Annotated in this window: 17 protein-coding genes; 5 read left to right on the top strand and 12 right to left on the bottom strand. The window is 35.1% G+C overall.

The window, feature by feature from the left end; all coding sequences use genetic code 11:
- Positions 1-70 precede the first annotated feature (70 nt).
- Both hcp and J2T59_RS03540 read right to left on the bottom strand, forming a co-directional pair.
- Complete coding sequence (gene hcp, locus J2T59_RS03545) at positions 71-1,762, bottom strand: hydroxylamine reductase (RefSeq protein WP_259133997.1); 1,692 nt, start codon at positions 1,760-1,762, stop codon at positions 71-73.
- Between the two features lie 528 nt (positions 1,763-2,290).
- Positions 2,291-4,426: a type 1 glutamine amidotransferase family protein gene (locus J2T59_RS03540; RefSeq protein WP_259133995.1), complete on the bottom strand. Its 2,136-nt coding sequence runs from the start codon at positions 4,424-4,426 to the stop codon at positions 2,291-2,293.
- Positions 4,427-4,858: 432 nt separating this feature from the next.
- On the opposite strand from J2T59_RS03540, the gene purC reads away from it, so the two are divergent.
- Both purC and J2T59_RS03530 read left to right on the top strand, forming a co-directional pair.
- Positions 4,859-5,626, top strand: coding sequence for a phosphoribosylaminoimidazolesuccinocarboxamide synthase (gene purC / locus J2T59_RS03535; protein WP_259133993.1), 768 nt, complete (start codon positions 4,859-4,861; stop codon positions 5,624-5,626).
- 38 nt (positions 5,627-5,664) lie between these two features.
- Positions 5,665-5,955: a winged helix-turn-helix transcriptional regulator gene (locus J2T59_RS03530; protein ID WP_310572651.1), complete on the top strand. Its 291-nt coding sequence runs from the start codon at positions 5,665-5,667 to the stop codon at positions 5,953-5,955.
- A gap of 55 nt (positions 5,956-6,010) precedes the next feature.
- On the opposite strand, the gene purE is transcribed toward J2T59_RS03530, so the two are convergent.
- From purE to J2T59_RS03495, 7 genes are all read right to left on the bottom strand, one after another.
- Positions 6,011-6,490 (bottom strand): 5-(carboxyamino)imidazole ribonucleotide mutase, encoded by a 480-nt coding sequence (purE, locus tag J2T59_RS03525; RefSeq protein ID WP_259133992.1) that lies wholly within the window; start codon positions 6,488-6,490, stop codon positions 6,011-6,013.
- A 406-nt stretch (positions 6,491-6,896) separates the two neighbouring features.
- Positions 6,897-7,643 (bottom strand): DUF166 domain-containing protein, encoded by a 747-nt coding sequence (locus tag J2T59_RS03520; protein ID WP_259134090.1) that lies wholly within the window; start codon positions 7,641-7,643, stop codon positions 6,897-6,899.
- Positions 7,644-7,784: 141 nt separating this feature from the next.
- Positions 7,785-9,026 (bottom strand): cation:proton antiporter, encoded by a 1,242-nt coding sequence (locus J2T59_RS03515; protein ID WP_259133990.1) that lies wholly within the window; start codon positions 9,024-9,026, stop codon positions 7,785-7,787.
- Between the two features lie 127 nt (positions 9,027-9,153).
- Complete coding sequence (locus J2T59_RS03510) at positions 9,154-10,071, bottom strand: helix-turn-helix transcriptional regulator (protein WP_259133989.1); 918 nt, start codon at positions 10,069-10,071, stop codon at positions 9,154-9,156.
- A gap of 285 nt (positions 10,072-10,356) precedes the next feature.
- Positions 10,357-10,764: a hypothetical protein gene (locus tag J2T59_RS03505; protein ID WP_259133987.1), complete on the bottom strand. Its 408-nt coding sequence runs from the start codon at positions 10,762-10,764 to the stop codon at positions 10,357-10,359.
- Between the two features lie 132 nt (positions 10,765-10,896).
- Positions 10,897-12,330 (bottom strand): potassium/proton antiporter, encoded by a 1,434-nt coding sequence (locus J2T59_RS03500; RefSeq protein WP_259133985.1) that lies wholly within the window; start codon positions 12,328-12,330, stop codon positions 10,897-10,899.
- A 99-nt stretch (positions 12,331-12,429) separates the two neighbouring features.
- Positions 12,430-12,930: a small multi-drug export protein gene (locus tag J2T59_RS03495; protein WP_259133983.1), complete on the bottom strand. Its 501-nt coding sequence runs from the start codon at positions 12,928-12,930 to the stop codon at positions 12,430-12,432.
- Between the two features lie 408 nt (positions 12,931-13,338).
- Here J2T59_RS03495 and cbiM point away from each other — a divergent pair, with 408 nt between their 5' ends.
- Positions 13,339-13,965, top strand: a complete 627-nt coding sequence (gene cbiM / locus J2T59_RS03490; RefSeq protein WP_259133980.1) for a cobalt transporter CbiM — start codon at positions 13,339-13,341, stop codon at positions 13,963-13,965.
- Positions 13,966-14,087: 122 nt separating this feature from the next.
- On the opposite strand, the gene J2T59_RS03485 is transcribed toward cbiM, so the two are convergent.
- A complete protein-coding gene (locus J2T59_RS03485) occupies positions 14,088-15,158 on the bottom strand; it encodes a (Fe-S)-binding protein (RefSeq protein ID WP_259134089.1) in 1,071 nt (356 codons plus the stop codon).
- Positions 15,159-15,622: 464 nt separating this feature from the next.
- Here J2T59_RS03485 and tes point away from each other — a divergent pair, with 464 nt between their 5' ends.
- Positions 15,623-17,212 (top strand): tetraether lipid synthase Tes, encoded by a 1,590-nt coding sequence (tes, locus tag J2T59_RS03480; protein WP_310572650.1) that lies wholly within the window; start codon positions 15,623-15,625, stop codon positions 17,210-17,212.
- Positions 17,213-17,324: 112 nt separating this feature from the next.
- Here tes and J2T59_RS03475 read toward each other — a convergent pair whose 3' ends face one another.
- Together J2T59_RS03475 and J2T59_RS03470 are read right to left on the bottom strand one after the other, a co-directional pair.
- A complete protein-coding gene (locus J2T59_RS03475; protein WP_259133978.1) occupies positions 17,325-17,654 on the bottom strand; it encodes a hypothetical protein in 330 nt (109 codons plus the stop codon).
- Positions 17,602-18,123, bottom strand: coding sequence for a hypothetical protein (locus J2T59_RS03470; RefSeq protein WP_259133975.1), 522 nt, complete (start codon positions 18,121-18,123; stop codon positions 17,602-17,604). The genes J2T59_RS03475 and J2T59_RS03470 overlap by 53 nt, the downstream gene beginning before the upstream one ends.
- Before the next feature lie 335 nt (positions 18,124-18,458).
- Between J2T59_RS03470 and J2T59_RS03465 the strand changes: the two genes are divergently transcribed.
- The gene (locus J2T59_RS03465) at positions 18,459-19,652 is read left to right on the top strand and encodes an FprA family A-type flavoprotein (RefSeq protein ID WP_259133973.1); all 1,194 of its coding nucleotides are present in this window, start codon (positions 18,459-18,461) and stop codon (positions 19,650-19,652) included.
- Positions 19,653-19,798 lie beyond the last annotated feature (146 nt).

Genomic DNA, 19,798 nt, shown 5'->3' with positions numbered 1-19,798 from the left:
TTTTGTTTTTTATTGAAAAAAAGAATTGTCCTACAGACATTTTGCTGTAGGATACATCTTATGTTCTTGATCATACCAGTCTTTTGATATCATCCTCAACATTAGTATTCTTACTGACATTGAATTTTTCTACTAGGATATTAAGAACATTGGGTGCTACGAATGCCGGGAGTTTTGGGCCCAGCACAATACCCTTAACACCAAGGTTCAGTAATGCTAACAGTACCAATACAGCCTTTTGTTCATACCAAGCAATATTATATGAAACTGGAAGATCATTAATATCATCCAGACCAAACGCTTCTGCAAGTTTTTGTGCGATCACTACTAAAGAGTAAGAATCGTTACATTGTCCTGCATCAAGTACTCGTGGAATTCCGCCAATATCTCCAAGATCAAGTTTATTATACCTATACTTAGCACAACCCGCAGTCAAGATAACTGTATCGTCAGGTAGCTGTTGTGCAAACTCAGTATAATATTGCCTATCTTTATGTCGACCATCACAACCTGCCATGACAATGAATTTAGATATATGTCCATCCTTTACAGCATCAATGATCTTATCTGCAACAGATAATGCTGAAGTATGTGCAAACCCTGCAGTTATAGTACCATCCTCTAGTTGTTCTGGTGGTTCACATGTTTTAGCCATTTCAATCATTTCTGAAAAGTCCTTAGTACCATCCTTTTTTTCAGCTATGTGTCCTACTCCATCATAACCTACCATTGAGGTTGTGAACAACCTGTCAGTATACGAATCACTAGGTGGAACTAAACAGTTTGTGGTCATTAGAATAGGACCATTGAATTTATCAAATTCCGTCTTTTGTTCCCACCATGACCCACCATAGTTACCCATCAGGTGAGAATATTTTTTCAGTTCAGGGTACGTATGTGTGGGAAGCATCTCACAATGAGTATACACATCTACTCCAGTCCCTTGTGTTTGTTTCAGTAAACTCTCAATATCCTTGAGATCATGGCCACTCACAAGAATACCTGGTTTATCTCCAACACCCAGTTTTATCTCCGTGGGTTCGGGATGACCGTATGTCTCAGTATTAGCTTTATCTAATAAGGCCATCGTCTGGACGCCAATACCACCACATTCCAATACAAGTGATGTAAGTTCATCTGCTGAAAGAGTATCATCAACAGTTGCCACTAATCCCTTTTCAATAAATGCATCTATCTCCTTATCAGTATAACCTAATATTCTAGCATGATGTGCATATGCTGAAATACCTTTTATACCATATGTCAATAATTCCCTTAATGACCGTACATCTTCATCCTTTGTTCCCAACACTCCTACACTTTCATTGTTGCTGAGCTCACTTACCTTGACACTACTGGCCTTTGGTAGATCATCGGTATTCACTCCATTTTCCTTCAAGGCAACTAATATTCCATCCCTTAACCCAATAGCTTCATCTATTTTCTGCTTGAAATAATCTGAACTGAAATTAACATTTGTCACTGTAGCGAACAAGCAATCTTCCATGAACTTTGAGTTGATGTACTGATCAAGGTCTTCTTTACTGGCACTCTTACTACCTTTCAAGAACTTCATGATCTGGTCTTTCAACCCAGGATTCTCAGGAATACCTTGCCTTGCCTTTTGATTTACAGCTGCAAGTCCTTTTAGAACATAGATCAACTGATCCTGTAATTGTGCAACTTCATCTGTTTTCCCGCAAACTGCGGTCTTTGTACATGCTTCACCTTTAGCTGTTTCTTCACATTGATAACAATACATTCAATTCCTCCAATTTAAGTATATTTAATATACTAAGTATTATATTTATATCCTTAAATAAGTGGTAGTTTCGACCTTGATATCAGGTAACTTACTTGAAACTGATTTTTACTTAGGTAGGATTGAATATAGTACCCAAAATTTCAATTCAACACTAAAAGCTATCAAGAAAAAAAGAAAGTGACCATAACATGAATGTGGGATCTTATGGCTTTTACTCTAACTAAAGTGAACTACTCCTGAACTAAAGACACAGGTGCTTCCTTCGACCGATTCCTTGAGGAATCTGATATCACAGTTCATACCCAACTGGAAAGGCAACGAACTATGGGAACCCTTTACGAAGACCCCTATCCCATGGGTGTCCAGTTTTAATTCCTTTTGGCTTGGTTCTCGCCATCGGTTAATTACATACATATTGAGACTTATTTATAATATAGTTGACGCTTACATCCACTATGCTAAAGACATAATGGTTTTACGCTTTAATTATAAACTAAACTTAAGATCAATATATTATCCGTTATATTAGATCAGTTCCAGGATAATATAAGTCTCAAGTTCTGATATAGTAATTTCAATGTATCCATTATTATATTCATGTCCAATTTGTCTAGTAGTTCCTGTATCCAAATTATGTTCCAATACCTGAGATATATCTTGATCATCTTTTAGTCTTAAGTTGATATTAATATCATTGTGTGTTGTGAACTTGTCACTGGTATGGTCATAATCATAGTTTACTACATGTAACAGAATATTGTCCGAAGATACGTATCTTCTGATATTAACAGTAGATGATGCATCCGTTTTGATCTCAGGTTCATAGTAATTCAAAAGAATTTCTTTGAACGCAATTAAAGATGGGTCATTGTTACTTTTCTGGATTGGTAACCTGGACATGCCTTCATCATCTAGATAATATTCTGGTGCAATAGGATCATATATAGTGTGCCATATACCGTTACCAATAGAATGAACACCAGGTTTGTTTAATTCGTTTAGTTTTGGATGTTCATTTTCTTGGAATTCTTTGTTAAATAATCCAAAGTCACCTGTTTGAATGATAATACCACCATGGTCCACGTATTCTAATAATACATCGATCTCATCCTCTGAGATGATTGTAACTGAAGGAACTAAAACCACGTCATACTTATAGAGGTCATCATAAGTTATGCTTTTATCAACAATGTCGTCACCCGATATTACCATATTCACGGGGATGTTCATGTTAAGCAGCATATCAACAGTGCCCAGGAAATCTAAATTAGACGTTCCACAGAGATTCAATGGTAAATATGCACCTCTTCTGGATGCTAGTGAATGTATTACACTAACATCCGCGGGTTCTTCACGAGAGAAAAGTGAAGGATTCTCTTTTAAGAACTGGACATACGGACCCCCTATTTCAGTATTGTAGCGAACATAATCATCTCGATCAAAATAAACATAATCTTCGAGTGTTAATATATATGGAACGTGTATGATCATTCCATTCCCAGAAGAATATACATCTGAGAAGATGTACTTGAAAAGATTTTCAGTATAGTGAGGAATAGCTCCCCTATCATAGCATACTTCGATCAGAGGTACATAAGTATCTACCAGACCTTCAGAGACCTTGTTTGTGAGTGCAATTGTCTGGGCATCAGCAGTACCTATGAAATAGAAATGTTCACCCATCAAATAATCCGTATTATCCATTGGTAAGAACCAAGTGGGTATTGAAGGATTTGAACTGAAAGTATAAAAGAACTCACGATCATATTCATCACTAGCATACTGTTTACTCTCTAATGCTAAATCATCCCAGAAATCAATAGATGATAGTACCTGGAACTTTCCGAACTCATATATGAGAGGATGTGGATTGAATTCTGCAGAATCAAGTTCTTCTACAAGGTCATTATCCAGGATATATTGTTGGATATCAAAGGTTGAAATGTCATCAATACCATAATTTCGTTCAAGTTCTTCTGAAGTATACATTTCATTTAGATATGTGTTAAATCCTGATATTGAATAAGGATCGAATGTACCTCGTTGCTCATAGATCACACGCTGATTAAATGTGATCTCATCTATAGAGATCCCTTGTACTCCGTGATCGATATATTGTTTTGATGTTCTTGTCAGTTCATCCTGCCAGCCCGGGTGAAGTATGTTTCGCCAATAATTATCTACTAGAAAACCTGTCATGCCAGGTTTTTGTACATGTATAGGGTTGTTATGAATATCAACTGTAGCAAATTCCTCAACAACAGGAGGTGACGGATGAATAGGATGCATTGGTGTTACACCTGCACCTATGAAATGGATATCATGTTCTCTTAAAATTGACATTTTACGCATATGTCCCAGCATATAATAGGAGTCAAGCACTACTGGTGACCATACCGTAGCATGCGGTTCAAGGTCACTTAATGCTTTTTGGTCAATATCATCAGGTGCAATTGTTACTAGAAATACAGGTGAGTCAAAATAGTGTTCTGCAGCACCCACTTGTAAATACTCGAATTGTGGATCTTCACACCATGGTGGTGACGGCCACGGACCAGGGGGTGGACATATTTGGAACAGGGCCATTAGACCTACGGACCCAACTAAGAAAATAACTAGGCCAGATATGATGAGAATCGAACTTTTAATAGAACTTCCCATAAAAGAAGATTTTATTCGGAATATATATCAGTTTCGTATTTATTCAATCGTGGTGTTAAAATAGATATATAATTAACTTTTTTGTTTTTTTGAGAGCTTTCTCGACACTGTTTCTTATTATGTAACCTGCTCAATGAAGTAATGTATCCCCTATAACTGGATCAATCTCCATACCAGAAGTGCACAGATATGAATGATGTGCACTTGAAAATGTAGCTTTATAATCGCATACTGAACAACCTCAAAATGAAAGTATTGCAAATCCCATTCTCACACGCACATCGATTATGGAGTTTCAGCATACTAAAATTTGAAAATAATCTTTATTTTATTGGAGTGCTCAGCATTTATTTTTGCAATTTGATATTATTAGATTCAGACATATTCAAATATATGATAAAATATTTAAACAATGCATTCTCTTTAGATTATATGGGCACAGAAAAAAGAACCTATATTTCTTCAGGAAAAGCAAAGGATATTTATGAGAACTCAAATGATACCCTTATTTTTGAATTTACAGATAGGGTAACTGCTTTTGATGGTAAAAAAAAATCGGAGTATCATGATAAAGGAAAAATTACATGCGAAATAGCAGAATACTGGTTTAAAGTCCTAGAAAATAATGGTATACCTACACACTACATTGAATGTCCAACTCCAACAAGTATGATTGTAAAAAAGTTGGATATAGTACCGGTTGAGGTTATTTGGAGAAATTACGTGGCAGGTTCTCTTTTGCGGCGATACGAAGCAGGAGATATAGTACTTCCAGAAGGTGCAGAACCAAAAGAAGGTTCACCAATCCCGGGGGGAATGATTGAATTTACTACTAAATTCGAAGCTGTTGATCGGCCAGTAAACACAGACGAAATAATATCTAAAGAATGGCTAAATGAGGAAGAGATCAAATATTTAACCGATCTTACAAAAAGAATTAATCAAATAATTAGCCAAGAGTTAGCAGATAGTGATATAATACTGGCAGATTTCAAGGTCGAGTATGGAAGAACTTCTAATGGGGAAATAATTCTTGCAGATGAGGTAGGTACACCTGATGGATGTCGTTTTTGGAATAAGGATGATTTTGAAAAAGGAGTTATAACCAGTCTTGACAAAGATGTGTTCAGAAAAGATAGCGGTGATTTGACCCTTACTTATAGGAAATTATATAATAACCTAAAGAAAACTAATATGTAAAATGTAGTATTGGGTACCTATATTTGAGGAGATCACAAATGGATAGTATGAATGAAACTTCTATAGATGAGCTTAGCGTGTGGGTTGTAAGTGTCGACCGCCGTCTTCTACTAATGGAAGCTATGAAAAATCATACTATCATAAAAGCTTCTGATATTGCTCATGAAACAAATAGATCAACACAAAATATCAGCCGTGCTTTGAGGGAGTTTGAGAATAAAGGTTTGATTAAATGTTTAACTCCCGAAAAGACAACTTGGAAAAAATATGTTTTAACATCCATAGGAAAAAAAGTAATGAAAAAAATAGATGATGAATACTACGATTAAATGTAAATAAAAGAAAAAAAAACCACGTTCTTTAAACGCGGACATTTGGCTGTACTTATTCAAATAAGCTCATTGCATCCATTTCTACTTTTTCACTAAGTTCTTTTCTATAATCTTGCAATTTTAGTTCCAATTCTTTATTATCAACTGCCATTATTTGAGCTGCAAGGATAGCTGCATTGTCTCCTCTTCCAATCCCTACACATGCTACTGGAACGCCTGGAGGCATCTGAACGATAGAGAGTAGAGAATCATTCCCTTCAAGTTGAGCATTTACTGGAACTCCAATAACTGGTTTTATCGTATGTGCTGCTACAACACCTGGAAGATGTGCTGCAAGGCCCGCAACAGCTATGAACACCTTAACATCATTTTTATGGGCTTCTTCAATCAGTTCAGTTACCCTCTTTGGTGTTCTGTGTGCCGATGCGACTGTAACCTTATAGTCAATATCAAATTTATCTAAAATTTTGATCGTTTTCCTTGCTATTTCCCTATCTGATTTACTTCCAAGCAATATTACTACATCTGTCATAAATTCACCTTTCTATTACTATATATGAAATGATATGCAAATATATGATAAAATATTTGAACATATTGGTTTTGTCTCATTTATCATAATTTATTCTATCTCATCATATATTGCAATAAATTTAAATAACTTCTCATAATTATTCATACTAGTTGTGATTCAAATATGAAATCAAATGCCAAATTTCCAAAGGTTATGTGTACACAGCACCCTGATTCAGGTCAAAGCACATCTCTACTCAGGGAGAAATTCTAGAAACCGTTGAAGCTATCAAAAAATTTGGCTGCGATGAATACATGTCTAACTATGAAGGAAAATCACACCATATCATCAAAATGTTCAGATCACATCACAGATTAGTCAACTACCCCTCCCCTACGGAAGGGAATCTGCTTTTATAGTTGAATTAACTCTTTGTTTTCTTGAGAGCTTTCTCGACACTATCCCTTATAATATAACCTGCCCAGTGAAGTAGTGTATCACCTATAACAGGATCGATCTCCATACCAGCAGTACACGGATATGCGTGATGTGCACTTGAGACTGTAGCCTTATAATCGGACACTGAAGAACCTCGAAGTTTCCTGGCAACATAACATGTAGAACCACAAGGTGCATCTGTCATGACATCTACAGCAGTAACAATGTCACCTGTTTCGTTAAGCTTTATACGAAGTGAAGGTCGGCCAAATCCCATTCTCACAAACTCATCGATCACGGGTTTCCCACATACTGATAATGAACAGAACGGTCTTGGTGATTCATATTCTATCCCAATTGACTCCAATTCCTCTTTAACCTTATCAAGAAGACCTGGTGGGCCCAGTTTATGTTGTTCAACGGGAACTATCACAGCAGATGAATTCATCTTTTGAGCTATCTTGGGTAAAGCAGAAACAAGGTCTGGATGTAGGTCAATAGCTAATATCAGATCACATGTAGGAAGGTTTTGGGGATAATACGATTCTGGATCTTCTATGAATTCTGGTAAGTTTGAATCGAATTCATGTATTCCAACAATATTTTCTGCAAGTGATGGTCGTCTTATACGACATTTATCACAGAGTTCACCGCAAGATACGCAAAAAGTGGTCAAATTAACTAAATTTGATATTACCTTTTGACCAAAATCACCTGAATAAAATACAAAGATTTGCAGAAATATTACCCCTTTACTTTGTTTTTGTTTATACTTTTAGTAAAAAGTACCTATTATATAATGTATTGTTAACGCTGTTTATAAGGATGACAGTTTCTTACTTGATACTTCAATTATTCTGACAATTAAAAGCAATCATGTACATCCGGGTTCACATCGTTCTACAAGATACTTTGCTGACAAGCCATGAATAAAGATCGAACAAATGATCACTGTGGTCACCAGCGCCAATGCCTCATTACTTTGCTCAAAGCTTGCATGAGAAAATGCATACAATAGATAAAATATCGAACCTATACCCCTTATTCCATAGAAAGAAATAAAGAATTTTCTGGATAGGTTGATGTTCGTACCGCTCAAGGCTATAAGGCCAGTGACAGGTCTAACAACAAGAAGTATAATAAGAGCTGTAGGGATCATATATAGCTCAAAATCATGAATGAAACCATGTGAGATATAAACTCCCAACAAAGTGAACAGAATTGCTAATAAAGGTTTTTCTATATCTTCTGAGAAATCATTTAGGGGTACTATGAATTCATTTTTAGTTTCTTCATATCTAAATACACAAGCTGCAACAAAGACAGCTATAAACCCGTAAGAAAATGCAAGTTCAGCTAAACCGTAAGGGAATAGTGTTAGAGTTAATGCAAGTAGAGCTGAACTGTGACTTTTTGGTTTAGGTGACGAGAATATGAACTTTGATAAGAACCAACCTGACACTAATCCGATAAATGCACCTACTGATATCCTATATAGAATATCTATCATTAACCAATCATTTATCCAAAGGGATGGATGAGTACCTATCAAAGCCATAGCTATTGCCATATTAATAAATGGAAATGCAAGTCCATCATTGAACCCCGATTCACCTGTAAGGATCAATCGAGAACTACCAGCTTTATCCTTGTGTGGTGAAGATGATTGGACATTCGGTGCTAGTACTGAATCTGTTGGTGCAATAGCTGCACCTAACAATAGGGCAGTTGCTGGAGCAAACCCTAGATATTGCCACCCAAATAGCATGACTGCAACTACTGTTAATGGCATTGTGATCAATAATAACCTTATAGGATATTTCCAAGTCTCCCATGAAAATGGTGAGTTCAGTTTCAACCCGGCTGCAGTCAGTGATATAATAATCCCTAGTTCAGTAATTCTCTTACCTATAATAGGATCGTCACTTAAATGTGGTAATGGACTTTCAGAAAAGAACGAGAATACAATAATTGCAAGAACTAAATATACTATAGGGGATGTTAGTTTATGGCTCTCTAATAGTTTGGGAAGAAGTACAGATATTAAAATAATTAAACCTAAGTAGACTAATATAATGTAATATGTATCAGAAGCAAGCAGACCAATAGCATTCATAGATTTATTGATGATATATACTTTGTTCTTATTATTAGATTTCTGTTAATACTTTAATTATATGATTCAATTTTGTTTCGATAATAAACAAACAATAACTATATCAGTCAATCAATTATATTTGATATTATTCTCCAGGTTCACTTCGAGTGGAATTAGGGTCAACAAGGATTACTACATTACCTCTTCCATGCTTGAATTTTTCAATATGGCCACGATACTCAAGTTCTGATAGAATCAGACTCATTTTGGATTCAGAATAATTCAATTTTTTTCTTAGATCTCGTTGAGTGATACGACCACCATTCTCTGATATTGCATTGATCACCACGTTTAGTTCTGGAGATAGGGTTGGTTTTTCCTGTTCAATTTCAGATTCACTGTCAATAGGCATCTCATCATCTTCATTTATATTCGTATCTTCAGTTGAGGACCGTTGATTCTTTTTGATAAAATACAATCCTATCAATAATATTAAGAAAAGCACGATCAAAATGATTCCAGCATATCTATCAACAAGTGGATCAGGTGTTTGAGTATCCTCTATCTCTTGTTCTTGCTCTTCTTCTTGTGAGTCAGTATATGTGGGATCTTCTTCAAAGAGTTGATCTAATTCTTCACCTGTTGTTGGATCAAGGAGTGGTTCGTCATCAAATGCAGGTAATAACAAAAGGTCAAGATTATACATTCCCTCATCCTGAACAGTTATTATTTCCTCTCCATATAATGTGAGTTCACCATCCTCATAATATCGAGCAGTGATTTTGTACTCACCTGGTGGTAAGTTCAATGAATATGTACCATCTCGTGCTACTACAGCTTGTGTGGGAGTCGAATTCACTTCAATCACTGTATTCTTCAAAGGTTCAAAACTGTGCCATTCATAAGCTGTCCCTTGCAGTGTGGCTGTATTCGAACCTGCATTGACGACATGTACTGATAAAATAAGTATTGTGATTACAATTAGTGAGATATAATACAAGTTTTTATAATGACTAAAATAATTTAGACCATTATACCGAGATGAAAACCTTGATGACTTCATTGTTACTATTATCATTTTAGTATACTACGCAACTAGACAGATCCTTTCGTCTGACCTCTATCTGTTCTCAATATACATATATTATATTAAGTCTTCAAGTCATAAGTATATCAATTAAACCTTAATTTAAGTTTCTGAAAATATATTTCAGTGTAACAATATAGTACTTGAAAACGAATTTAGCTACAATATATGTATAGTTTTCACTATATCTACATATATATCCACATCTAGTAGATTTTTCTTAACTGGAATAAATTGAAAATATATTTCTAACCACTAATATTAGTTTGAATGGTATGCTAGCCATTCATTCAATTTATCGATAAGTTCATTTTTTGATTTCTGTTCAGTATCACCGTATCCATCTACAGCTATCCAGAAATTCCCGTTGGATTTGCGTATAGTAAACTCAGGTACCTTGGATTTAATTGATATCCTTTCATTTTGAGTATCCTTGGATGTATGTGAATCAATATATTTTAACCAAAGTTCTTCTCGAACCTCACCTTGAAAATACTCGTGCTCCTCAGAAAGTTCCCAAACGTATCTCGATTTACAGATCGGACATACCATCTCTTCACATACCTTATACTCTTTATTTTTAAAAAAGGTATTATCAGCCCAATTTGTGCATTTACACGACATTTCGTGTACTTTAACAAATTCAGTTTTGTCAGATATGGTTATCATATTATCCTATTTTTTACACGTGAACCTTTATGAATTTTATATGTGCAGGGTGAAAGTATTCAACTGAAAACGCAAGAGTTCCCTTCCGTAAAGGAGGGGGATTTGACACAATAATATGAGTTCATGTTAAGCTTAATCAAAGTTCAAAACTTCAAGCAACTTATCCTTATCCTTATATCTTGTTAATACAAACAAAATATCACCAGATTTGATCTTAGTCTGACCACGTGGAGTTGTTATTTCACTTTCCCTCACAATAGCTGTTATTAAACAATTTGGTGGTAAATTTAAATCTTGTATCTTTCGATCGATTATTGAATTTTCAGGTAATACCTCAAGTTCTAACAATTCTGACTTGGATCTCTCAAGTGATAATAGTTCCATTGAATGCAATGGATGATTTTTCATTCCTGTTAACAACCCAAGTTTTTTAGCTACTATATCAATAGTAGAACCTTGAACTAATGCTGAGAACAGAACTACAAAGAAAACTATATGGAAATAGAACGTGCCGTCTTCCATACCAGCTGCTGATGGATATGTTGCCAGGACAATAGGTACAGCACCCTTAATACCACCCCAAGTTAAGAACAAACGTTGTTGTATGCTATACTTCCAAAATATTGTGCATAATAGTACAGCTAGTGGACGAGCAACGAATATCAAAATGATAGCAACCACCACTCCTTCTTTCCAAAGAGCGACCAGCTCAGAAGGTGTTACAAGGAGTCCAAGCATTAGAAAGAGAAGTACTTGACTGAACGTAGAGGTACCATCAAGAAATCTAAGTATACCCTGTTTATATATGACCTCTCTATTCCCAATGATCAAGCCTGTTATGAACACTGCAAGAAAACCGTTCGCATATATCTCATCAGCTAATCCATAACTCAAAAAACATAGACTTAGAGCTAATACATAATAAAACCCGCCACTTTCTAGCTTTAGTCTATTTATGAGATAGGGTGCTAAGTAGCCTATTATCACTCCAATCAAAACCCCGGCCAGTATTTGCCAGAGAAGATTCAGTATTAGAATTGATGCTGAATCGAGTGTATCTAGAATAAGTCCAATCATTGTGACTGTGAGTATTATTGCTACTGGATCATTGGAAGCCGATTCAATCTCTAGAGTAGAGCTCGTTTTGGGATCGATTTTCCTGTTCTTGAATATAGTGAACACAGCGGCTGCATCAGTTGAAGCTACAATTGTTCCAATAAGGATCGCTGAATATATATCAAAACCGAGAACAACATGAGATATAATCCCTAGAATAACAGCAGTTAAAGTAACACCAATAGTAGCAAGAGATATTGAAGGACCAGCAGCAATATCGATTTGACTCCTTTTTGTAGTGAGTCCACCTTCAAACAAGATAATTACCAGAGCCGCAATTGCTATTTGTTGAACTGTAATATAATCTTCCAGTGTGATCAGGTTTAGACCTTCACTCCCAAATAACATACCTAATGCAAGGAATATTATCAATCCAGGTACACCAAATCTTGCAGCAATTCTACTAGAAAAGGTTGCTATAATCAAGAGTATGGCTATAGAAAGTAACATGGTTTCACGGTATTAATAACATATCTGGATATTACTTAGTTAGCTTAGTTCTTGGTCTAATAACGTTTCTTCTTGCATATATAGTCTATCTGTTCTTGATCAGCCGAGATAACCAAGGAATTTACCGCAACCATAACATGACAATATTGTGATAATCAAAATCCATAATACTAAACTTAAACACATCCATGCAGCAATATTCTTAGCTTGTGCACCAAAACCTAAAGCTAACATAGCTGCCGTGTTTGTCCCTAGAAATAATGGTGCCACCAATGAAATTCCTGGAACGCCATAACTATTCCAGATATTAATAGCTTCTTTAATATAGCCAGACCTATTTCGAAGAGTGTTCAATGTCAACTTTTCACTTAAGGAAGGTATTTTTGAGTAGATCAAGAGACAAATGTATAATGGAAACAAAGTACCAAGAAACGAAGATATCGCTGTACCCAGTGGATCTAAACCCGCCGCAATAGCTACAGGAATTATCATGAATACTTTTATCATTGGAGCCGCAGCTAAGATAAATATAGCAATATATGCAATTATGCCATCGCCGAAATTGAGTTGATCTAGTACAAACTGATCAAGGTACTCCATTCTTGTCCCATTCAAATCCTTATTTTTGTATCACTATTGCTTTTACCTGAAAATGTTTTCAGCTGACATAAATAATTATTGGGTTGAGGATCTAGTTGAGAGTTACTTATTTACTATCTAAACCTCTTCTGATAATTTGGTTTTTCACTTAAAGTAATATTTTGAATGTGGGTGCCCTGTAGTTTTTAGTATTCGATATTCTCAAGATTTTATACGCATAAATGCAAGTTGATCTAAATTTCTTACCTTATTGATCACACGAAGCAACAATTAACACTATTTTCAAAATGCGTGTTAACATAGTTAACATATAGGCTAACATTTGTTTGCCCTTTTGAAACCTTTTTAAGTGCCAATTGTAAAGTTAATTTCGTATTTAGAAAAGAGTAGCTGGAGATGATTTAATACATGCATATATCAGATGGCATTTTATCAGTACCTATTGTAACAGTTGGCTGGATAATAACCATTCTAGCAATAATTATTGTATTTTCATTCACGTTAAAAAAACAAGATTTAGCCGAGGTAGTTCCCAAATTTTCTATAATGACAGCAGCATTTTTTGTCATTTCTTTGATACATATTCCCCTGGGACCCACCTCTGCTCATCCAATGATCAACGCTATTTTAGGAATTGTACTTGGACCAATAGCCTATATCTCAATATTTATTGGTCTCACACTTCAAACACTTCTATTTCAACACGGTGGTGTAACAACATTAGGAGTTAATACAGCACTTGTAGGTCTACCCTCAATACTTGCTTATTATATTTTCACTAAAGGATATAATACTGGTATGTCGATAAGGAGCCTTGCAATAATATGTGGTGGAATTGGAATTGGTATTACAGCTTTATTAACAGTACTTGTACTAGCTCTAATGGGTCCAGACTTTTATGGACTTGCACAAGTCACTGCTGTAGCACATTTACCTCTAATAGTTATTGAAGCGATCATTACAGGTGCAGTGATAGTATACATTTCAAAGGTTAAACCTGAACTATTGCCAATTAAATTAAGAGATAGGGATTAACTTATTCCCTGTTTTTTTAAACTTTTGTTGAATGTTCAACTTTGATCTTGATCGAAATAAGGTGGAAAGATCACAATTATTCGATATTATCGATATTAAATCATTACTTGCCTTATTGAGCTTCATTGATCCAAAACACTTTCTGCTACTAATTCAACAACATCTTTCATTTCAAGTTCATTTTCACCTTCATTCGACTTGCATACATCTGAGATATGATGTAAACAGAACGGACAATATGAAACTAATGTATCTGCTTTTTTCTTATACTCATTCACGGATAGTAATGCAATATCTCCTGCAATTTTGGGGAAGTTTGGTTTCAGGCCAGCTGGTCCACCACAACATACCTGCTGACCATTAAACATTTCTTTAATATTGACTCCAATTGATCTGAGAATACTCCTTGGTACATCTTTTTTATCACGAATTGGACATGCATCCCTTACAGATACATTATAATCAAGTGGTCTTTTTGGAACTATTATATTATCATCAATCAGTTCTTTTAAGAGATCAAGAGCATATACAACCTCAAAACTGGGATTTAAGCCTAACTTCTTATATTCGTTTTTAATTACATGATAACAACCAGGACAGGATGTAAGTAATCTCTTAATATTCTGTGTCTCTAAATACTCAAGATACTTGCTAGCATTTTCTGTAGCCTTTTCAATATTCCCATTATCTATAAGAAATAAGCCACAACACGTTTCATCTTTTAATATCTGTACATCTATACCCGCATGATTTAGAAGTTTAATTGTACATTGAGCTATTTGTGGTTGACTATAAGATACCCAGCATCCAGCCATGTAAGCCAAGTCCGCATTTTCAGCGATCTCAAGGTCTTCAGTGACCCAGTCAAACCTTGCAGACCTATCCATCCCACCAGGACTCCCTTTATTCATGATATTATTACTGATATGACTTGTTTTGGTGGGCTCTAGATCCCTTTTTCCCAATAATTCACGCTCATATTGTATGATCTGTGTTATTGGAATATTTACAGGACAAATATCATCACAAGCTCCACATCGTGTAGACAAATAAATATTATCAAGTTCATGTTGTGATAATTCTTCACCCGCTTCTATCTTCGACAATACATTGATTTTAGCTTGGGGTGTATAATCCTCATTACCAGTAACCATAAAGACTGAACAAGCATCATGACATTTCCCACAATCAATACATGACTCAATTATTTCTTGGAACTTATAGATATTTTCACCTCAATTTATGTTTACTAATTAATAGTACATTAATATTCATTTTTCGAGTAAGAGCATCGCAGTCAAAATGGTAGGTGATACTAAGAGTAGTATAGCAGAATTTGCTCAAACATTTCCTGAGGTTTAACTGAGAGTATATGAACCTGTGACATAAAACACTTAAATGGAGAAAATCATCTAATAGATGATAAAGAAGTACTTTTAATATCAATGAATGACAATATATACTCTAATAAGGTCACAGCTAATTTGAATGTAGAAAAGAACAAGTTAAGATTTTCAGGCACTTGATTGATTTAGAATAATCCTAGATCAATACAGAAAGAGTTAGACTTTTAATCAATAAACTGAGTTCCATTTAATATTTAAAACTGAATAATATTCTAAACTCAAATAACTGGCTTTTGGGAGAGCAGGTAGAGATGGTTGTTGAAAAGAATTTACCACAATTTCGCGGACAGGAAGAATTACCTAAAGAGGATATAGTTAATTCAAAAAGTGGAGGACTTGGGTGCGAAACCAAAACTAAAAACAGTTTCAATAAATTAACGTCACTATGTCCTGAATGCATGCAGCGAATTGAAGCAGAGTTATTTGAAGAAAATGGGAAGGTAATGATCCAAAAAGAATGTCAAGACCACTCTAGCTATAAAGATATATACTGGTCAGATGCAGCCATGTACCAAAAATTCAATGAGTATAATTTCATTGGTAAGGGTCTGGATAATCCACATACAACTAGTACTTCCAAATGTCCTGATGATTGTGGTTTATGCAACGACCATACAACTGGTACAATCCTTGCGAATATCGATGTAACTAATAGATGTAATATGAATTGTCCTATTTGTTTTGCAAACGCAAACGCAAAAGGATACTTATACGAGCCTAGTATCGAGCAGATACGGTTTATGTTATCCACATTAAGAGATCAACGACCTGTACGATGTTTTTCAGTCCAGTTTTCAGGTGGAGAACCAACAGTTCGTGATGATCTACCGGAGATCATCAAACTTGCTAATGATATGGGATTTATTCAAATACAAATAGCTAGTAACGGTATTAGACTTGCTAAAGATCTAGAGTTTACAAGAGAACTCTATAATGCAGGGCTTACCACTATCTATTTACAGTTCGACGGAATTAAAAAAGAAACTTATGAAAAAACACGAGGTTTCAATGCATTCCCAATTAAAGAAAAGGCAATAGAAAATTGTAGGACTGTAGGTATTAAAAGTATTGCATTAGTTCCAACCCTTGCAAAAGGAGTGAATGATGATCAAGTTGGAGATATGATCAGGTTTGCAACTCAAAACCTTGATGTTGTTAAAGGTATTAATTTTCAACCTATGTCCTTCACAGGTAGAGTTGATGAAAGTACTCGTGAAGAAAATAGGATCACCATTCCAGACGTGGTTAAGTTAGTAGAAGAGCAAACCGATGGTCAGGTAGGAAAAGATGCTTGGTATCCAGTCCCTTTTGTTGTTCCAATATCTAATTTTATAGCGAGTGTTCGAGAAGGATACCAGATACCTAAATTGACGTGTCATCCTCATTGTGGTGGTGGTACTTACATCTTTGTTGATGGAGATAAACTTGTACCAATTACTGATTTTGTCGATGTGGAAGGATTAACAGAATACCTCGACAATGTCTCAACCGAACTAGAACATGCTTCTGGTGTCAAATATAATCTATTAAAAGCTAAATCGATCTATAAGATCACTTCGTTCATAGATCCAGAAAAAGCACCAAAGAATGTAAATGTATATGACCTTTTTAAGAACTTCTTTACTCAAGGTGACATTAATGCAACCAAAGAGTTTCATAGGAAAACCCTATTCTTAGGCTCAATGCATTTCCAGGACCTTTACAACTTTGATGTGGGAAGATTACAGCGTTGTGGAATACATTACGCAACACCTGACGGAAAATTAATACCGTTTTGTTCCTATAATCCATTATACAGAGATGAGATAGAACGCAAATTCTCAAAACCAATAAAGAATTAGAAACAGGAACATGGTTTTAATCGTTAATAAATAATGCCTGTCAGAAAACCTAAAACATAGGTTAATGCACTGGCAATATTTTCACTTAAACCTGTACTCGTTTCACTCATTTTTAATCATTCCTTGTTTCAACATATATCATAATTTCATTCATATCATCATAATCAGAGCTGGGCTGTGTAACAAGTTCTAGATTATTATTATCTTTATTAGCTTGTATAAATAACCGGGCATCATCTCTCTCAGTTACTATCATTGCCGTAACAACTTCCCAACCATGTACATCTAACTCATTTTCGTAGAATTCTTTGATACTTTCCAACTCTTGATCTGTTAAATAGTCTACTTGCTCTTTATCAGTATCAGAATCAACGGTAACTGAAAGATAGTTAATTCTTACGGAGTTTAGGATACCTAGGCACATCTGTAAAGTCTTGCCCATCTACATCCGTTGTAGGTGGTTCGTCCACAGGAATATATTCGTCTTCATTGGCGGGTGGAGTTGTTACCTCGTCATTCATTCCAGCAATATCAACTCCTTCTTTTGGACCAGTGATTATTGTAGCAATCGTAGACTCATCCTCAACCTCTGTGTTAATGATCATAACATTATCATCTTTTTCAAGTGCAACTCCCACTTCATATCCTACAAATGTTCCTTCCCAGTCAGCTATTGATTCCCAACCTTCATTTTCTGCAGTTTGTTTTAGGTCATTTAATACTTGGGAAGAATCCTGTGTTTCTATCAAATACTGAGTAAATGTAATATCATCTCCTAAATTAATACTCATAGTTTCTTCATAATCAGCAGGAATTTCATTAAGTGCTGGTTCTCCATTTAAACACCCACTTAATGCAATCCCACACATTATTGTCAAAAGAACTATTAGGAATAGTTTGTTAAATTTCAATTTTACACCCCATTCTTTTCAGATTATATTTTTCTAGTATTATGAAAAAGATTATAGTTCCACTCTACAGTTAAAAATATATATATAAGATTTACTTAAAGGTTTTGGATTCGAATTTTAATGATTATGTACCTACCAAATTTAATCCTTCAAATTAAGTGAATTAATCTCCAAAATCTAAAGAATTAAACTTAAGGGCTTTTTTTACCTTTTCTTATACAGAAAATTTAGATAGAGTATAATGGAATCTTAAAGTTTCTGTAAGTTTTTATACGAATATTATCAATATCTATACAATTAAATTATTTGATCAAATATATTATATGGTGAAAATTATGACCAATTATGCTTTACCTGAACTAGCCAACAATGTTCATTGGGTTGGTGTTAAAGATTGGAATAGACGTCTTTTTGATGCCTTGATCCCACTTCCTAAAGGTACTAGTTATAATGCTTATCTTGTTCAAGGAACCAAAAAAGTTGCACTTATTGATAGTGTTAATCCTGGTTTCGAAAAGGAATTGGAAAGTAAGATAAAAGAACTAACTGATATAGGTGATATTCACTATATCATCATGAACCATGCTGAACCGGACCATGCAGCTTCAATAAAACATTTCATGGAACTAGCACCTGATTCAATCCTTGTTACAAGTGAAAAAGGTGCTAAAATGGCAGATATTTATTTCGATGTTCCAGCAGACCGAGTTCAAGTCGTAGAGGAAGGAGATACTCTTGATCTTGGTGGTAAGACACTTAGATTCATTAAGGCTCCTTGGCTACATTGGCCCGAGACTATGTTCACTTTCCTTGAAGAAGACCGAATATTATTTTCATGTGATTTCTTTGGTGCACATACAGCTTTTGGATTCTATGACGATGACGATAATGTTGGTGAACTACTCTATCTTGCAAAAAGTTATTTTGGCGAGATCATGATGCCTTTTAGAAAAATGGGACAAAAAGGTCTTGAAAAAGCAAAAGAGTTAGATCCTCTACTAATAGCTCCAAGTCATGGACCAATGTACAGGAATCCAGGGAAAATATTTGATGTATATGAAAAATGGACCGCTGGTGAAACTAAAGAAAAAGTTATTGTTCTTTATGTAACTATGTGGAATTCAACTGAGGTTATGGTAAAGACCATCGTTGAAACACTCCTATCTGAAAATATTGAAGTTTGCATGTATGACCTGACAACTGCAGATCTTGGAGATATTGCAAGAGACCTGGTAGATTCTCGTGGAATTGTTGTTGGAACCCCAACAGTGCTCAATGGTATGCATCCACTTGCCATCTATGCTGCTAATTTATTCAAGGCACTCCGCCCACCCACCAAATATGCAGTTGCTCTTAGTTCCTATGGTTGGGGTGGAGGTGCACTTAAACAACTCCAGGAAACCCTTGAACCTACCAAAATAGAAATAGTGGGAGCTCTAGCAGTTAATGGACCAAGCCAAGAAAATGACCTTAATACTGTGAAAGAATTGGGTCGAGATCTAGCAGCCAAGATAAAATCGGATAAGTAAAAACAAATAATTGTGTGGTCAGTTATTATTTGCATGCCATAAAATTCACTTTTTTAAAATGATTTTTTAGCTAAATATACTAATATCAAATACATTCAAAGTAAAATGATTTATATTTGAGCATCCATAGTTCACTGTAATTCTAA

It is taken from the genome of Methanosalsum natronophilum (assembly GCF_024808815.1).
GTDB lineage: Archaea > Halobacteriota > Methanosarcinia > Methanosarcinales > Methanosarcinaceae > Methanosalsum > Methanosalsum natronophilum.
Note: the sequence above shows the minus strand (reverse complement) of the source record. Positions and strands in the feature narration are given on the sequence as shown.

What these genes read in the sequence shown, in the direction of transcription:
- purE (WP_259133992.1), bottom strand. Translation starts at nt 6,490, where the DNA reads ATGACAGATGTAGTAATATTGCTTGGAAGTAAATCAGATAGGGAAATA.
- J2T59_RS03500 (WP_259133985.1), bottom strand. Translation starts at nt 12,330, where the DNA reads ATGTTACTTTCTATAGCCATACTCTTGATTATAGCAACCTTTTCTAGT.
- purC (WP_259133993.1), top strand. Translation starts at nt 4,859, where the DNA reads ATGGGCACAGAAAAAAGAACCTATATTTCTTCAGGAAAAGCAAAGGAT.
- J2T59_RS03515 (WP_259133990.1), bottom strand. Translation starts at nt 9,026, where the DNA reads ATGAATGCTATTGGTCTGCTTGCTTCTGATACATATTACATTATATTA.
- J2T59_RS03465 (WP_259133973.1), top strand. Translation starts at nt 18,459, where the DNA reads ATGACCAATTATGCTTTACCTGAACTAGCCAACAATGTTCATTGGGTT.
- J2T59_RS03540 (WP_259133995.1), bottom strand. Translation starts at nt 4,426, where the DNA reads ATGGGAAGTTCTATTAAAAGTTCGATTCTCATCATATCTGGCCTAGTT.
- cbiM (WP_259133980.1), top strand. Translation starts at nt 13,339, where the DNA reads ATGCATATATCAGATGGCATTTTATCAGTACCTATTGTAACAGTTGGC.
- J2T59_RS03475 (WP_259133978.1), bottom strand. Translation starts at nt 17,654, where the DNA reads ATGGGCAAGACTTTACAGATGTGCCTAGGTATCCTAAACTCCGTAAGA.
- tes (WP_310572650.1), top strand. Translation starts at nt 15,623, where the DNA reads ATGGTTGTTGAAAAGAATTTACCACAATTTCGCGGACAGGAAGAATTA.
- J2T59_RS03495 (WP_259133983.1), bottom strand. Translation starts at nt 12,930, where the DNA reads ATGGAGTACCTTGATCAGTTTGTACTAGATCAACTCAATTTCGGCGAT.
- J2T59_RS03505 (WP_259133987.1), bottom strand. Translation starts at nt 10,764, where the DNA reads ATGATAACCATATCTGACAAAACTGAATTTGTTAAAGTACACGAAATG.
- J2T59_RS03530 (WP_310572651.1), top strand. Translation starts at nt 5,665, where the DNA reads ATGGATAGTATGAATGAAACTTCTATAGATGAGCTTAGCGTGTGGGTT.
- J2T59_RS03510 (WP_259133989.1), bottom strand. Translation starts at nt 10,071, where the DNA reads ATGAAGTCATCAAGGTTTTCATCTCGGTATAATGGTCTAAATTATTTT.
- hcp (WP_259133997.1), bottom strand. Translation starts at nt 1,762, where the DNA reads ATGTATTGTTATCAATGTGAAGAAACAGCTAAAGGTGAAGCATGTACA.